This is a genomic window from Natronospirillum sp. (assembly GCF_022565775.1).
GTDB lineage: Bacteria > Pseudomonadota > Gammaproteobacteria > Pseudomonadales > Natronospirillaceae > Natronospirillum.
Map to the genome: position 1 here is coordinate 1 of NZ_JAIUMC010000039.1, position 16,546 is coordinate 16,546.

Genomic DNA, 16,546 nt, shown 5'->3' on the forward strand with positions numbered 1-16,546 from the left:
ATTGACGTTGGATGTGACCAGTATGAGGACTATTCAGAGTCAATCAACACCGCTATTATTGATAGTTCGTTTACTATTGAGAAACCATGAATTATGGACACACTGCTCAGCATGCGCGTGTTTCAGGCCGTTGTGGAGTACCATGGTTTTTCCGCGGCAGCGGACCACCTCGATCTCTCCAAGGCCATGGTCAGCAAGCACATCATGCACCTGGAGCGCCGTCTGGGCGCCCGCTTGCTCAACCGCAACAGCCGCCATCTCAGCCTCACGGAGCCCGGTCGAACCTACCTGCAACGCTGTCGCTCGGTGCTGGAAGAGCTGGATGAAGTGGAGGCGGTGATTTCCCGCGCCCATGTGAATCCTCGCGGTGAAATTCGGGTTACAGCCCCAATGTGGCTGGCCAATACCGAGTTCACCGGTCTGCTGAGCGAGTTTCGTACGCTTTATCCGGACGTCACTTTTGATTTCGATGTCAGCGGCCGCTTTGTCGACATCGTGGAAGAGGGCTTCGACCTGGCCCTGCGCGCAAGCCAGACGCTGAACCCCAATCTGATTGCCCGGCCTCTACTGGCCATGCCCTTTCGGCTGGTGGCGTCGCCTGACTACCTTACGCGCCGTGGTCATCCCGAGAAGCCGGCCGATATGAGATCGCACGACATGCTGACCTACTCACTGGTGAGCAAACAAGGGCAGGCGCGCCTGCTGGGGCCGGATGGCGAGGTGACACTGCGTATGCCTTCGGTCCTGTCCAGCAACAACGAATTCCTGCTCTATCAGGCGGTGCTGCAGGGTATGGGGGTTGGCCTGCTGCCCGAAGGGCTGCTCAGTCATGATCTTGAGGCCGGGCGACTATGTGAACTGTTGCCTCAATACCGCCTTGCTCCGCAGCCCCTCTATGCGGTTTACAGCAGTCGTCGCCACATGACGTCCAGGATCCGCCTGTTCATCGACTTCCTGTCCAACCGCATGGGGCAGTAGGTCAGGGCTCAACTACCTCCCGCCAGGAATGCTGCGGCCTGAAACCAACCAGTTCGCGCGCCTTGCGGTTGGCGTAGAAGGTTTCGTTCTCCCCCATGGCCCGCGCTTGCGGCACGCCCTGATAGAAGCGATCAATCACTTCCTGAGTGGATATACCGACCGACAGGTCATCATTGGCCACATTGAACACCTGATAGCCCAGACCATGGGTCTGCAGACAGCAGTCGACCATGTGACCAAGGTCGCGGGCATCAATATAGGCAAAAATATTACGCCGCCGCAGCGCAGGGTCTTCCATGAAGGCCGGAAAGTTGACTGCATACTCATGCGGCTCGATCACGTTGTTGATACGCAAGCCGTAGATATCGATGCCGGTGCGGGCCTGAAAGGAGCGGGCAGTCACCTCGTTAACCACTTTCGACATGGCATAGCTGTCCTCCGGAACGGTCGGGTGCTCTTCGTCCACAGGGATATAGTGGGGCTTTGCTTCCCCATCGGCAAAGCAGACCCCGTAGGTGGTTTCCGAGGAGGCAAAAATCACCTTGCGAATCCCCAGTTTGGTGGCAGCATCCAGTACGTTGTAGGTACTCAGGGTGTTGATGCGGAAGGTTTCATTGTCGGGCTTGAGCATGATGCGTGGCACTGCGGCGAAGTGCACCACGGCATCATATCGCGGCACACCGGTACCGGGCTCCAGTTCATCGAAATCGGCATAGGCCGACAGAGCATTGAACACCTGTCCGGAGTCTGTGAGATCGACCTGCAGAAAGTCGGCGCCTGGCAGGTCGGCGGAGACCAGATCTGCATTGGTGACGCGATGCCCCTGAGCCACCAGGTGGGCAATGGCATGACGCCCTGCCTTACCACTGCCTCCGGTGAATAAAATGCGCATGATTAAAGTCCTCTGTTCCTGAATCGACCTAGCCTATCAGCACTAAACCAGAATAACTCGCCCTGTTCAAATTCATCCGCACCGCTTTGCGCTGTCCCGCTTTGAGGGCACGCGCAACCATGTATAATCGGGTCGTGCCTGTAACCAGTACGGAGTCTGGATGACACTCTACTCGTTGATGCGTCAACTGTTGAAATTTGCCACCCGACTGTATTTCGTCGAAGTGAGCACGGTGGACAAGGAAAAGGTGCCCGAGGACGGCCCGGTCATTCTGGCGGCCAATCACCCCAGTTCCATCCTTGATTCAGTGCTGCTGGCCACTGAACTGCCCCGCCCTGTCCACTATCTGGCCAAGAGCGAGTTGTTCAAATCTCCAATATTGTCTGCCCTGTACAAGAAGATGGGCGCCATCCCCATTGAACGGGGCCTGCAACCGGAACAGCATGAAGAAACCTTCCTCCGCCTTTATCAATTGATGGAAAGCGGTCGCTGTGTGGGCATTTTTCCGGAAGGCCGCAATTCACCGCAGATGCAGGTCGCCAAGCTGCGCACTGGAACGGCCCGCATTGCCTTTGGCGCTGAAGTACGCAACCAGTGGAAGCTGGGGCTGAAAATCGTGCCGGTCGGACTCAATTTCGAAAGCCGGGAACTGTTTCTGTCGGCTGTTCAGTTGCGCTTTGGTGACCCCATTAGTGTGTCCGATTTCCAGGAAGCCCATGCAGAAAACCCGAAAGTCGCCATCCGTGGCCTGACAGATGCCATGGAGCAGCAGCTACGCGAACTCACCCTGCATATTGAGGATCGCAACCTGACGCGCCTGGTCAAGGACCTGGGGCAGGTCTACAGCACAGAGGTCTCGGTGCGAGCCGAGCAGTCAGCCGAGGGCAAGAGGCCGCTGCGACGCAGTAGAAGTCGCCTCGGCCGCATTGGACAGAAGATGTTGTCCTGGTTCCGCCCGCAACTGATCGAACCGGTGGATATATCGAGCAACCTGAAAGGCCGACAGGAAATCTCCCAGGTATTGTCGAAGGCCAATGCCAGCGAACCGGAAGCGGTGGAGGATTTGCGCAACCGGGTTGACCGCTACCAGGCTCACCTGCGTCAGACCTATCTGCGCGATGACCTGCGCCAGAGCTTTGATCAGCCCCTCAAGGAGCGCCTGATCCGCCTGCGCATGACGCTGTATGCGCTGCTGGTGGCTCCAATAGCCCTGTTCGGGCTGGTGCACAACATTGTGCCCTACCTGTTCAGCCTGTATATGGGGCAACGCTTCCGCGATGAGGCCGTCAGAGGGTTTGCCTATTTTGGCGTGGGTGTGCTGGCGTTCGCCATGACCTATACGGTCTTCGGTTTCTGGATGTGGCAGTTCACCGACCGCAGTCTGGCCGGCAGTTTGATCTATCTGGCCTTGCTGCCGCCCACCGGATTCGTCTGCCTGCGCTATCGGGGACGGGTCATGCAGTACCGGGACATGATATTGGTGCGGACCTTCTTCCGCACCAATGAAAACATGACGGCACTGCTGCGCGAGGAGCGCAGCGAAATCATCGAGCGCCTGCAGTGGCTGCATGAGCGCTATGGTGCCAGTGACACCTGACGGGGTCGTCAGGCACCGGATAGCAACAGCTCATTAAGAGCGGCACTTACAGCTTCGGCACCATCATTGTACGGCTGGAACACTCCAGGCGACGCAGCAGGGTCTCGGTATGGGGCCACAACCAGTCGAAGAAGAACCTGGAGGTACCGGCCTTGTCCAGTTCTCCCTGGCCAGCTGCAGAGACCATTTTCAACCATAACCAGCCATAGGCGATATAGCCGACCAGTTCCAGCAGGTTGTAGGCCTGAGTGCCGACCAGATTGGGGTCCTTGTTGTCCAGCCAGCCTTTGACAGCCTGCTCCGTGGCGCCCAGCACCGCGCCTACAGCGCTGGCCTGACCGGACCAGTCTGCCGGCACCTTGTCCAGATCCGCACGGATATCATCGGCAAAGCTCTTCAGCCACTCACCCCTGTTCATCAGTACCTTGCGCCCGATCAGGTCCATCGCCTGAATGCCATTGGTACCTTCATAAATCTGTGCGATGCGCGTGTCGCGCACAGCCTGCTCCATGCCCCACTCCCGGACATAGCCATGGCCACCAAATACCTGCTGACCCAGCACCGTGGCGTCCAGGCCCCGGTCGGTGAAAAAGGCCTTGGCTACCGGGGTCAGCAGTGCGACACGCCCCTGGGCCTTTTCCTGTACCGCGCTGTCCGGGTGATGCTTGGCGCAGTCCAGCTGACTGCCCACATAAACGGCCAAGGCTCGGCCGGCTTCAACCCAGGCTTTCTGGGTCAGCAGCATACGGCGCACATCAGGGTGGACCACGATCGGGTCGGCCCGCTCGCCGGTGCGCAACCCCTTGTCTGCGGCTTTCGACTGCACACGGTCATGCGCGTAGGCCAGAGACTGCTGCAATGACCAGTCGGCATGGCCGATACCCTGAATGCCGATAGACAGCCGCTCATAGTTCATCATGGTGAACATGTACTTGAGCCCTTCATTGGGCTCGCCCACCAGATAACCCAGTGCCCCGTCGAAGTTGAGCAGGGCCGTGCTGCTGCCCTTGATACCCATCTTGTGCTCAATGGAGCCACAGTGCACCGGGTTGCGCTCACCCGGGCTGCCGTCACCATCCAGCAGAAACTTGGGTACCAGAAACAGGCTGATGCCCTTGGGCCCATCCGGTGCATCCGGCAGTCGCGCCAGCACCAGGTGAATGATGTTCTCGGTAAGGTCCTGTTCGCCGCCGGTAATGAATATCTTGGTACCGGTCAGACGAAAGGCGTCACCTTCCGGTTCTGCACGAGTACGCAGCATGCCCAGGTCGGTACCCGCATGCGGTTCGGTCAGGCACATGGTGCCCGCCCAGCGACCTTCATACATGGGCGGCAGATAGGTGCTTTTGAGCTCGTCGCTGGCATGGCTGTTCAGCGCCAGACAGGCCCCTGCGGTGAGCACGCTGTACAGTGCCAGGGAGGCATTGGCCGCATACTGCATCTCTTCGAACAACACCGTCAGCCCCTTTGGAGCGCCCTGACCGCCAAAGTCGACACTGCCCCCCAGCCCGACCCAGCCGGCTTCGGCGAACGCCTGCCAGGCGTCACGGAAACCCTCTGGGGTTCTGACCTCGCCGTCTTCCCAATGACACCCCTGCTCATCACCCACTCGGTTGAGCGGCGCCCACACCTGAGCACAGACCTTGCCGCCTTCCTCCAGGATGGCATCAGCAAGATCAGCGCTCATTTCGCCCAGGTCCGGCATGGCTGCCCATTGTGTGGGCAAATCAAAAACCGCATTGAGCAGAAAGTGGGCCTCTTTCAGTGCAGGCTGGTAGTCGGTCATGCATGGTCTCCGTTATCGTTCCGCCCCAGGGAGGCTTCTTACAGGTCTGGTGTCATCAGGTTGTCCAGTCCGGACAGCATGGCCGCCTTGTGTGCGCCTGCCCGCGGCAGGATGCGGTCAAAGTAGAACTGTGCCGTATCCAGCTTGGCCTGATAGAACGCCTTGTCATCCGCGTCTTTCAGTTTTTCCTGCGCCGTGACTGCCATCCGCGCCCAGTAGTAGGCCAGCGTTACGTAGCCAGAGTACATCAGGTAGTCGTAGGCAGCCCCTCCGACCTCTTCCTTGTTCATCATGGCTTTCATGCCGATCTTGGTGGTGATGTCACCCCATTCCTTATTATAGTCATTCAGGGTCTTGATCACTGGCTTGAGTCCCTTGGCGCCATCATGGGCCTTGCAGAACTTGTGCACCACCCTGGTAAACGACTTCAGCAGCTTGCCCTGTGTCATCAACACTTTACGCCCCAGCAGGTCCAGTGCCTGAATGCCGGTAGTGCCTTCATACAGGGTCGCGATGCGCGCATCACGCACAATCTGCTCCATGCCCCACTCCTGAATATAGCCATGGCCGCCAAACACCTGCACACCATGATTGGCGGACTCCAGGCCGGCTTCGGTCAGAAACGCCTTGGCGATCGGTGTCAGGAATGACAGCAGATCATCTGCCACCTGCCGCTCTGCCTCGTCTGTCGCGTTATGCACCAGATCGACCTGTTGTGACAGGTCATACAGCATGGCGCGACCACCCTCGGCAAAGGCCTTCTGGGTCAGCAGCATGCGGCGTACATCCGGGTGCACAATGATCGGGTCAGCCGGGCCGTCCGGGTTTTTCGGTCCGCTCAGGGCGCGCATGGCCAGTCGATCTTTGGCATAGGCCAAAGCCCCCTGATAGGACAGCTCGGCCGACGCCACACCCTGCATGGCAGTTCCGATACGAGCAAAGTTCATGAAGGTGAACATGCAGTTCAGGCCCTTGTTTTCGGGGCCGATCAGAAAGCCAGTGGCGCCGTCGAAGTTCATGACGCAGGTGGCGTTGCCGTGAATCCCCATCTTGTGCTCCAGAGAGCCACAGTTGACCGCATTGCGCGTACCGTCAGGCAGGAACTTGGGCACTATGAACAGCGAGATACCCTTGGTGCCTGACGGTGCACCCGGCAGGCGCGCCAGTACGATGTGCACGATATTCTCCGCCATGTCATGGTCGCCGGACGAGATGAAGATCTTGGTACCGTTGAGACGATAGCTGCCGTCTTCCTGAGGGTCGGCACTGGTCTTGAGCAGGCCCAGATCAGAGCCGCAATGAGCTTCGGTCAGACACATGGTGCCTGTCCATTCGCCGGTGCTGAGTCGACCCAGATAGGTTTCCTTCTGCTCGTCGGTGCCGTGCAGTGCGATGGTGTTGCGCGCGCCATGGCTCAGGCCCGGATACATGGACCAGGCCCAGTTGGCGGTGCCCGACATTTCGGACACGATGTGCCCTACAGACTCGGGAAGCCCCTGGCCACCATATTCGACCGGGCTGGCCAGCGATGGCCAGCCGTTCTCGACAAACTGCTGGTAGGCTTCACGGAAACCGCTCGGGGTGGTAACGCCGTCTTCGGTCCAGGTACAGCCTTCCTGGTCGCCGCTCTGGTTCAACGGCGCCAGCACCTGCTCACAGAAGCGGGCACTTTCCGCCATGATGGCTTCAAGCATGTCGCGTGACGCGTCTTCGGCGCCAATGTGCGCGTAATGCTGTTCTGCGTTGTAGACGTCAAAGAGCAGGAATTGCATATCCTGCACGGGGGCTTTGTATTGCGGCATGATAGATTCTCCAGGAAGGAATCGAGGTCGATTCAAACAGTTGTTTGAAACATAGGTTTGAATCACCGACCGGTCAATCGACGTCGCGGACTCCATGGAGTGGCTGTACAGAATCACCTCGGAAAAGGTTCGATTGATGCCCGGCGGGAAACTGAACCTGACTCCAGAACCCTCACCCCGGGCCTCTTTACGATTCGCCGGCCAAAGGTACACAAGAGGCCTCCGGGCACCCGGATGGCTTTACATGGTACAGGCACGCAAATCCGGTGGATTTTTCTGGACTTTTGGCGCCTCAGCGTCCATATATTCAAGGTGTCAGCACCCCTGCAGGACTCTGCAGCGAGGTGCTCCGACTGTTGTTCGGAGGTGAGGCTATGGGACAACTGGATACCACACGTCGCTCGCATGTGTATGAGTTGCTCGAAGAAAATGCCATTGGGCCGGAAGAACTGGCCTATTGTCTCGGCAAGGAGCCCAAGGTGATGAATGCCATGCTGCGACAGGGCAGTCACCTGCATATTTCGGATGACCTGGCACGACAGATCGAGCAGGCCTTCTCCAAGCCGGCCTACTGGCTTGACGGGGAAACGGATGCAGGTGAGGCGGGCTCCGTCACGCATCACTGAGTCCGGCCGTTGTTGTTGAACCACACCAGCGTTTGACGTGGTTGGTTCAACCATCGTCTAACGGGAAGAGGTGTCTCCGTTCTCGGGGTCGCCCACATCACAGCCCTCATCCAGCGTCAGTGAGCCATCTTCCATCGCACTCAGGATGTGTTCCGCCTGTGTCATGTCGTCCGGGTCGACCTGCAGCAGCACTTCGACCATGGCATGACTGATATTCTGCAGGCCACCATGGTCCAGGCGCGCGCTCAGGCCCTCGGCCTGCAGCCTGCCCAGCGCCAGTTCCGCTTCAATCGTGTCGAGATACCGCCTTAACGTCTGCATAGACCCAGTGTATTGACTGCGGCGGGTTAAAACCAGCGGCGCAGCCAGTTCCAGCGACTGTCTTCGGCTTCCTCTCGTGACTCATCCCCTGCACCGGGCTGGTCGCTGCCGTCGCCGCAGCGACGTGACACCTGGCCATTGGCGGCCTCGGTGGGTATGGCCAGTCGATATTGTCGGCAGTCCCCCAGCCAGACTCTGTCCGGCCTGTCCGCATCCCAACTGACCCAGCTCAGAGACGAGTGCAGCAGGTCGGGCTCCAGGCTCGGCCGGGCGACCCGGCCCATCACATCCGTCCACAGGCGCAGGGCACCGGTGCTGCCGGTTATGGGCAGCGATTGGTTGTCATCCGTGCCCAGCCAGGCCACACCCAGCAGATGACCGGCTTCCCCGGCAAACCAGCTGTCGCGCTGCCCGTCCGAAGTTCCCGTCTTGCCCGCCGGACGCAGATCCCGGGGTAGCGTATTGCCGGCATAGGCGCCGGTTCCGGCCTGCGCAGTCAGAGCCAGCGCACTGCGCAGGCTCTGTGCGGCAGCCGGATCAACCACCTGTTCGGCACGCACATTGATCTGGCCCAGCACCCGCCCGCCGGGCTCGGTGACCGCGACAATACTGGTCAGCGGAGACAGATAACCCCCAGAGGTCAGCGGCTGATAAATCTGCGCCACGTCATAAGGGCTCATGTCCACGGCCCCCAGAATGACCGAGGGCACCACGGGCAGATCCCGGCTGTAACCCAGTCGCTCGATACTGTCCAGTACGTTGCCCAGCCCCAGCTCCATGCCGGAGCGGGCAGCCGCCTGGTTGTAGGACATGCTGAGGGCTTCCCACATGGGCACCTCACCATTGGAATTGAGGTCGAAATTGGTCGGACGCCATTCGGAGCCGTCCCGCCCGGCGACGACTACCGGGCTGTCATCAACTGGCATCAACCAGTGCTGGCCCTGCTCCAGGGCCGCCAGATAAAGCGCCGGTTTGAGCAGCGACCCGACCGGGCGTCGCGCATCCAGAGCCCGATTGAAACCGCCGGGAATACTGGCCCTGCCCCCGACCACGGCGCGCACGGCACCCGAGTCACGCTCGGCCAGCACCAGCGCCCCCTGCACGGATTCCGGCTCCAGATTCAGGCGCTGCTCAAGGTCGCGCAACTGCCGGGTCATGGCGGCCTGAGCCTGGTCCTGGGCGTAGATGTCGATGGTGGTATGGATGTGCAGGCCTTCCCGGTTGAGCACCTCTTCGCGATACCACAACCGCAATTGCCGGCGTACCAGATCCAGCGCCGCAGCATGCGGCCCCTGGCCGGAGCGCGGATTGAGGCGCAGGCCTTCCTGACGTGCCTGCCGATGCTGATCATCCGTAATGACGCCGCGCTCATGCATCACATCCAGCACCACATTGCGCCGCGCCATGGCCCGCTCCGGATTGCGCAACGGGGAATAGAAGGTAGGCCCGCGCAGCACCCCGATCAGCATGGCCTGCTGGGCAATCGACAGCTCATTCAGTGGCCTGCCGTAGAAGTGCTGTGCGGCCAACCCGAAACCATGTACCGCACGCCTGCCGTCCTGGGCGATAAACACCTCATTCATGTAGGCTTCGAGAATGGTCTCCTTGTCGACATGCAGCTCCAGCAGCACCGCCATAATAGCCTCGATACCCTTGCGCCACAGCGTCTGATCGGCGGTCAGAAACATGTTCTTGATCAACTGCTGGGTGAGGGTACTGCCGCCCTGGGTAACCCGCTGGGAGCGCAGATTCGCCTCCAGCGCGCGTCCGATGCCCACCAGTGATATACCGCGATGCTGGAAGAACCGGCGATCTTCCACTGCCACCAGCCCGGCCACCAGGGTAGGTGGCATGGTGGCTAGCCGCTCGATCACGCGGTCTTCGGCATGCACGGGGGAGATATGGCCCAGGTTGGGTGGCGCCAGTCTGGCGCTGGTGACTCGCTCCCCGTGCCGGTCCTCAAGGCGGGTCAGCCGCTCCTGGCTGAACTGGAGATGGAGCTGGCGCGCCGGTTCCGCACCATCCCAGAAGTCGTAAGACCGGGTAAACAACTCAATATCATTGACTCCGACACGATAATCTCCCGGGCCACTGACCTCGGGCACGGGCCGGTACCCCATGCGATCCAGCCACCAAAGCACCTCGTTCATCTCCAGTTCGCCGCCGGCCCGCAACTCCAGCGGCGCTCCATAGACGCGCGCCGGCACAGACCAGGTGTGCTGCTCGAACCGATCGCGCACATAGATGTCCAGATAGACCACCAACGCGATCAGCAACACCAGCCCCACTGTTCCCAGTTTGAGCAGGAGCAGGCCAGTTCGGCGCCAACGGGAGGGTTTGTACGGCATAAGGAGCTCAGTTAGACTGCCATTGATGAAGATCACGGCTATTATGCGGTATCAGCAGCAGGAGAACACCCCCACATGATTACAGGCCCGGCTGTTGATTGTGATATTTTTGCACTGGGTCACGCTGTGGTGGATGTCGAGTACGAAGTGTCTCACGGCCTGTTGCGTGATCTGGGCTTCACGGCAGGCGGGCGCTACCTGCTCGATGATGGCCAGTTCCAGATACTGCATGCGGCTTTGCAGGCACCCGGCGCCGGCGCTACCTGGATTGCCCAATCCGGCGGTGGCAGTGCCGCCAACTCGGTGGTCACCGCCCAGCGTCTGGGTGCGCGGTGCCACTTTGCCAGCAAACTGGCCCAGGATGCGGCTGGCTGGTTCTACCAGCAGACCCTGCTCAATGAAGGCATCATGATACCGGATGCACCGCTTGCAGAAGGCATCAGCGGACATTGTCTGGTGTTGATCACGCCGGATGCCGAACGCACCATGCTCCTGCATCTGGGTGTCACCACCCAACTGGATACCGGTCTTCTGGACCTCGACGCACTGCAGCGGGCGCGCAGCCTGTATCTGGAAAGCTATCTGGTGACCGATCCGGTGGCCCGCAATACAGTCAACTCAGCGCTGACGACAGCCCATCAGGCGGGTGTGCCGGTCTGTATCAGCCTGTCGGATGCCGGCATTGTGACCGCCTGGCGGGATACTCTGAAACACTGGTTCGCGCCCCGGGTCAGCACCCTGATCGGCAACGAATCGGAGGCGCTTGCCTGGGGCGCGACCGATCAACTTGACAAGGCGCTGGACAAGCTTGCACCGCTGGCCGAGCAGATCGTGATTACGCGCGGTGCTGCAGGGGTGATCATTGTCGACAGAAGTGGTCAGACCATCATAGAGGCGCCCAAGGTGTCTGCCGTTAGCAGCCTGGGTGCCGGCGACACCTTCGCCGGGGCGCTGTTGCACGGGTTGCATTACGAACGCTGGCCATTGGCCAGGTCGGCAGATTTTGCAAGCCGCTGCGCGGCACGTAAGGTAGAATTCAACGGCCCGCGCCTGGCGCGGGAACAATTGGTATGGATGTATAGCCAGTTTACTGAAAGTGGTGGACCAGCCCGGCAGCAGGGCTGAACACAACGCACAAGGAGTAAGCAATGCAGCGGGATTATGAGGGGCGGCACAGCCTTCCCGAAGCCGAGTTCAATATTGCCGATGCTCATCGCCGCAGGATGATCAGGCTGCTGTTCGTGCTTGCCTCCGGCATTCTGTTTGTCTATGCCAGCATCAACTTTATCGAAGAACTCTACTTGCTTGCCGTGTTGCAACTGATATGTGGCGTGGCGGGCCTGCTGTCACTGTCACGCCTGGCGCGCACCCGACATCTGATGGTGTGGACCTTCGGCTTCCTTTTTGCTCTCTATGTCATTGTATTTCTTGCCGTTCTTACCGTTGAGGGGAGCGACACCAACTATGTCTGGATCTACATCATCCCGGTGCTGTCCTATGCGATGCTCGGCCTCAGACCCGGGCTGCTGATCAGCCTGCCCTTCATGCTGATCACCATGACTGTGCTGGTCATACAGCAGTTGGACCTTTATGGCGATCCGTCACTCCGCGAATTGAGCAACCTGTTGAACCTGGTCGCCAGCGCCGTGCTGATGATGGTTTTCATGCATTTTTACGAAAAGGGCCGCGCGGAGACTCAGCGCCAACTGGTGTATATGGCAGCCACCGATGCGCTGACCGGGCTGCCCAATCGCGGGCAGTTTCAGACCACCCTGCGCTCGGTCATTGCCGACAGCAAGCGGCGGCGGGCGGAATTTACTCTGGTCGTGCTCGATCTGGACCGATTCAAGCAGGTGAATGACACCCGCGGGCATGATGCCGGTGACGAAATCCTGCGCCAACTCGGCCAGTGCATGTCAGACGGCCTGCGCGAGTCCGACTTTGTCGCCCGCCTGGGCGGCGAAGAGTTTGCCGTTATCCTGCGCGAGGCGTCAATGCCGGTCGCTGCAGCCCTGGCCGAATCCATCCGGGAGAAAATAGCCAACTATCCTTTCTCTTATGAGGGCCTGCCCATCCAGGTCCATGCCACTCTGGGCGTGGCCGTGTTTCCGCACGATGGCGAAGATGCCACCGCGCTCTACAAGGCCGCTGATGAGCGCCTGTATCGGGGTAAACATCACGGCCGAAACCGGGTAGTCTCCGCATAGTAGCCCGCCACCCTGTCATCTTTATGTCATATTTCGTTCATCTTACTGCAACCTGCCGGTAGTAAATTGGCCCGACGTTTCAACGATCGGGTGCCTGATGACTACAGATTCGCTTCAGGGCAATGAACCTCTGGTCATACGTGACCTGCACAAGGCCTTTCAGGAAGTCACTGCGCTGAATGGAATCAGCCTGACACTGAGACCGGGTCGTGTGCTTGCCCTGCTCGGCCCCTCCGGCTGCGGCAAAACAACGCTTCTGCGCTGCATTGCAGGGCTGATGCCCCCTGACAGCGGTGACATTGTCATTGGCGGGCGGGCCATGAACGGCCCCAACCTGGCTTTGCCACCCGAGGCACGCGAACTTGGGATGGTGTTCCAGGATTATGCGCTTTGGCCTCACATGACCGTCGCCGAGAATGTCGGCTTCCCGCTCAGCATGCGTAAGGTCGACCGCAAGAGTCGTCAGTCTCGTGTCCAGTGGGCTCTGGACACGGTTGGCCTGAGCGGCTTCGGTCAGCGCTCCCCGGACACCCTGTCCGGTGGCCAGCAACAGCGGGTTGCCCTGGCGCGGGCCATTGTGGCTCAACCCAAGCTGCTGCTGATGGACGAACCCCTATCCAACCTGGACAAGGGTCTGCGTGAATCTCTCGCCCTCGATATCCGCCGCCTGGTCAATGAGCTGTCTCTGGCTGCGGTCTTTGTTACCCATGATCAACATGAAGCCTTTGCGCTGGCCGATGAAGTGGCTGTGCTGCAACAGGGCGAACTGCGTCAGGTGGACCGCCCGCAGGCCCTGTATGACACACCCGCCACACCGGCCATTGCGGCCTTCCTGGATGCCGGCGCCCTGTTGCGCGGCCATTTCGATGACACCGGTTTCCGGCTGAGTGATTCGCAGGCCCGGCTGCCTCTGGTCAGTCCGGATGCCAGCCAGGAAGAGTGCACCGTGCTGCTGCCGAGGCGCGCCGTGCACCTCACTGGCCATGCACAGGCCAATACTACCGCCGGGCGCGTCGAGGCTGTGATCTTTCAGGGTGAGTATCACTCGGTACGCGTCAATATCGGCAATCAGGCCATGATCAACCTGCATGTACCCGATGCGCCGGCTCTGGACAGCGACACCGGCATCCGCATCGATGTGCATCATGTTCGCGCCTGGGGGCCCGACGACCGCCCCCTGACCATTCACCATGCTGCCGATGCCGAGGCAGCGCCACATCCTGAGGCCGATGTGGTTCCGATGCGCCAGCGTCAGCACTGACAATCGCTTTATCACAACAAGTCATCACTATCAGAGGACAACATCATGAAACTTTCCAAACTGCCTGTCACCGCTGCCATTGCCATGACCCTGGCGGCTACCGGCGTATCTGCGCAAAGCATCACGGTCTATTCCGCCGGACCTGCTGCCCTGATCGAAAACCTGGCTGCCGATTTCGAGGCCGAAAGCGGCATCTCGGTCAATATTTTCCAGAGCACGACCGGCCAGGTGATGGCACGGCTTGAAGCAGAAAGCAGCAACCCGATTGCCGACGTGGTGGTTTCGGCGTCCTGGGACTCGGCGGTAGACCTCAAGGCCCAGGGCGACCTGCTCGAATATGTCTCCCCGAATGCCGAAATGGTACCGGACTTCCTGCAGGACACCCATTATGTCGCGCAGGGCGTGTCCGCGCTGGCCATGGCCTGGAATCGCAACAGTGATGTACCCATGCCCCGTGAGTGGGCCGACCTGACCGATCCGGTGTACCAGAACGAAGTCACCATGCCCGACCCGGCGCAATCCGGCACCGCCTACCAGTTGGTAACCGGGTTGCTGACCGCCAATGGTGAAGAAGAAACCTGGCAGTTGTTCAGTGATCTGATCGCCAATGACATGATCGTGCCCGGTCCCAACGCGCGGGCCCTGAACCCGGTGCTGCAGGGTGCCAAGTCCGTCGTATTTGGTGCGGTCGACTACATCGCGCTGGGCCAGCAGGCCGCTGGTGAAGAAATTGAGGTCATCTTCCCGGAGAGTGGCACCGTGGTCGCCCCGCGTCCGATGATGATCCTGAACACCACCCAGAATGAAGACGAAGCCAAACTGTTCATCGACTTCGTGCTGTCCGAGCAGGGCCAGCAGCGGGTTGCCGAGCGCTACCTGATGCCTGCCCGCACCGACATCGAAGGGCTGCGTCCCGGCATCAATGAACTGACCGTCATCGATGTCGATGAAGACGCCATGGCCGCCCGCCGTGACGAAATCCTGCGTCAATTCCGCAGCATCTCTGGACAGTAACCGACAAGATGAAACTCGGCGCACTGAGCATCCCGAAAACAATTGACCTGTCTCGAGCCGTCATGGTGCTGACCACGGCAGCGCTGCTGATTCTGGTAGCGCTGCCGCTCACCTACGTGCTGCTGCAGGCCATTTTCCCCGAGATCACTCGAGGCAGCTTTGCACGGCCGCTGGCCATGCTGGTACCGACCCTCAATGATCCGGAACTGCTCTATCTCCTGGGCAATACGGTGCGCCTGGGGGTGGCGGTCGTGCTGGGCTGTCTGGCCCTGGCACTCCCGCTGGGTGCCCTGCGGGCCCTGTTTCGCATTCCGGGCGGAGCGCTTTGGGATGTGGTCTTCCTGGTGCCCTTTCTGATTCCGCCCTATATCGCCGCCCTGTCCTGGATGATGACATTGCAGCCCCGTGGCTACATGCAGCAACTCACCGGTGTGCAGGCGGACAGCTTCCTGTTTTCTTTCTGGGGTATTGTCTTCGTGATGGTGCTCAATGTCTTTCCGGTGGTGTATTTTGCCGCCTCACGCACCCTGTCTGCAGTCGGCGGGCGCTATGCCGCGGTGGGTCGGGTCTGCGGTGCCAATGCCTGGCGGGCCCTGTGGAAGATCACCCTGCCGTTGTCCATACCCGGCCTTGCGGCCAGCAGCCTGCTGGTGTTCGTACTGACCATCGAAGAATTCGGTACGCCGGCCACATTGGGTGCGCAGGCCGGGTACAAGGTACTGGTCACCGGCATTCACGAGCGGTTTTCCGACTGGCCACTGGATATGCCGGGCGCTGCCGTGCTGTCACTGCTGCTGGTCATGGTGGCCATGGCTGCTTTCTATATTCAGCACTGGCTGGTCAACCGGCGCTCTTACGTCTCGGTGACCGGCAAGCCTGCTCGCCTGGAGCCGCTGGAACTCGGCCCCTGGAAGTGGCCGGTACTGGCGTTCTTCAGTCTGACCGCCTTCATTGCTGTCGGAGTGCCTATTCTGGCCACTCTGGCCACGGCCTCCACCGGCACGCTGAGCGGCGGCCTGACCTGGGCCAACCTGTCCGGCCGACATTTCCAGGCGCTGTTCGACGATCGTGGGGGTGCCCTGCAGGCGCTGACCACCAGCCTCAGCCTGGCCACCGGAGCGGCCTTGCTGACCGGCGTGCTGGGTGCCCTGATCGGCTATCTGGTGGTGCGAGTGCGCAGCAAGAGCAGCCAGGCGCTGGATTTCCTGTCGCTGCTGCCCAACACCATGCCCGGCATTGTGGTTGCCGTGGGCCTGATTCTGGCCTGGAACCAGAGCTACTGGCCGATCCAGATCTACAATACCGGCGCCATGCTATTGCTGGCCTATGCCTGTCTGCTATTGCCCTATCCGGTGCGCTATGCCAGTGCCAGCTTCCGTCAGATCAGCGAGAATCTGGAAGCGGCCGCCCGGGTATCCGGCGCCGGTTTCGTGCGCATGTTCATCAAGGTGCTGCTGCCCGCTCTGGCCCCCAGCCTGATCGTCGCCATGCTGCTGGTATTTGCCATTGCCTCCCGGGAGCTGGTGGCGTCACTGCTGGTGGCCCCGGCCGGCATGAGCACCGTGTCTACCTTCGTGTTCAAGCAGTTCGAGCAGGGCTCACCAGGTCTTGGCATGGCAATGAGTGTGGTGGCCATTTTCACCACCACGGCGCTGATCCTCGGCCTGACGGCTTTCAGCCGCAAAAAGCTGATGATTCAATAGCGTTCTGCACA

General features: G+C 60.3%; 13 protein-coding genes. 8 read left to right on the top strand and 5 right to left on the bottom strand.

What is annotated here, in order from left to right; translation table 11 throughout:
• Nucleotides 1-93 precede the first annotated feature (93 nt).
• Nucleotides 94-978 (top strand): LysR family transcriptional regulator, encoded by an 885-nt coding sequence (locus tag LAT62_RS09055; RefSeq protein WP_293382289.1) that lies wholly within the window; start codon nt 94-96, stop codon nt 976-978.
• 1 nt (nt 979) lies between these two features.
• Here LAT62_RS09055 and LAT62_RS09060 read toward each other — a convergent pair whose 3' ends face one another.
• Nucleotides 980-1,870 (bottom strand): NAD(P)-dependent oxidoreductase, encoded by an 891-nt coding sequence (locus tag LAT62_RS09060; RefSeq protein ID WP_293382292.1) that lies wholly within the window; start codon nt 1,868-1,870, stop codon nt 980-982.
• Nucleotides 1,871-2,030: 160 nt separating this feature from the next.
• Here LAT62_RS09060 and LAT62_RS09065 point away from each other — a divergent pair, with 160 nt between their 5' ends.
• Nucleotides 2,031-3,467: a lysophospholipid acyltransferase family protein gene (locus LAT62_RS09065; protein ID WP_293382295.1), complete on the top strand. Its 1,437-nt coding sequence runs from the start codon at nt 2,031-2,033 to the stop codon at nt 3,465-3,467.
• A gap of 46 nt (nt 3,468-3,513) precedes the next feature.
• Here the strand turns inward: LAT62_RS09065 and LAT62_RS09070 are convergent, their stop codons facing one another.
• Both LAT62_RS09070 and LAT62_RS09075 read right to left on the bottom strand, forming a co-directional pair.
• Nucleotides 3,514-5,253 carry an acyl-CoA dehydrogenase family protein gene (locus LAT62_RS09070; protein WP_293382298.1) on the bottom strand — a complete coding sequence of 580 codons (1,740 nt, stop codon included), beginning with the start codon at nt 5,251-5,253 and terminating at the stop codon, nt 3,514-3,516.
• Between the two features lie 38 nt (nt 5,254-5,291).
• A complete protein-coding gene (locus LAT62_RS09075) occupies nt 5,292-7,055 on the bottom strand; it encodes an acyl-CoA dehydrogenase C-terminal domain-containing protein (RefSeq protein ID WP_293382301.1) in 1,764 nt (587 codons plus the stop codon).
• Nucleotides 7,056-7,429: 374 nt separating this feature from the next.
• Between LAT62_RS09075 and LAT62_RS09080 the strand changes: the two genes are divergently transcribed.
• Nucleotides 7,430-7,681 carry a hypothetical protein gene (locus LAT62_RS09080; RefSeq protein ID WP_293382304.1) on the top strand — a complete coding sequence of 84 codons (252 nt, stop codon included), beginning with the start codon at nt 7,430-7,432 and terminating at the stop codon, nt 7,679-7,681.
• A gap of 57 nt (nt 7,682-7,738) precedes the next feature.
• Here the strand turns inward: LAT62_RS09080 and LAT62_RS09085 are convergent, their stop codons facing one another.
• The gene (locus tag LAT62_RS09085) at nt 7,739-8,002 is read right to left on the bottom strand and encodes a hypothetical protein (protein WP_293382307.1); all 264 of its coding nucleotides are present in this window, start codon (nt 8,000-8,002) and stop codon (nt 7,739-7,741) included.
• 26 nt (nt 8,003-8,028) lie between these two features.
• Nucleotides 8,029-10,350, bottom strand: a complete 2,322-nt coding sequence (mrcB, locus tag LAT62_RS09090) for a penicillin-binding protein 1B (RefSeq protein WP_293382310.1) — start codon at nt 10,348-10,350, stop codon at nt 8,029-8,031.
• Between the two features lie 75 nt (nt 10,351-10,425).
• Here mrcB and LAT62_RS09095 point away from each other — a divergent pair, with 75 nt between their 5' ends.
• The 5 genes from LAT62_RS09095 to LAT62_RS09115 all read left to right on the top strand — a co-directional run bounded on the left by LAT62_RS09095 (nt 10,426) and on the right by LAT62_RS09115 (nt 16,535).
• Nucleotides 10,426-11,475, top strand: a complete 1,050-nt coding sequence (locus LAT62_RS09095) for an adenosine kinase (RefSeq protein WP_293382313.1) — start codon at nt 10,426-10,428, stop codon at nt 11,473-11,475.
• A gap of 23 nt (nt 11,476-11,498) precedes the next feature.
• Nucleotides 11,499-12,557 (top strand): GGDEF domain-containing protein, encoded by a 1,059-nt coding sequence (locus LAT62_RS09100; RefSeq protein ID WP_293382316.1) that lies wholly within the window; start codon nt 11,499-11,501, stop codon nt 12,555-12,557.
• 97 nt (nt 12,558-12,654) lie between these two features.
• On the top strand, nt 12,655-13,818 hold the full coding sequence (locus LAT62_RS09105) for an ABC transporter ATP-binding protein (protein WP_293382319.1): 1,164 nt from the start codon (nt 12,655-12,657) through the stop codon (nt 13,816-13,818).
• 45 nt (nt 13,819-13,863) lie between these two features.
• Nucleotides 13,864-14,832: an ABC transporter substrate-binding protein gene (locus LAT62_RS09110; RefSeq protein WP_293382322.1), complete on the top strand. Its 969-nt coding sequence runs from the start codon at nt 13,864-13,866 to the stop codon at nt 14,830-14,832.
• An 8-nt stretch (nt 14,833-14,840) separates the two neighbouring features.
• Nucleotides 14,841-16,535 (top strand): iron ABC transporter permease, encoded by a 1,695-nt coding sequence (locus LAT62_RS09115; protein ID WP_293382325.1) that lies wholly within the window; start codon nt 14,841-14,843, stop codon nt 16,533-16,535.
• Nucleotides 16,536-16,546: the final 11 nt, after the last annotated feature.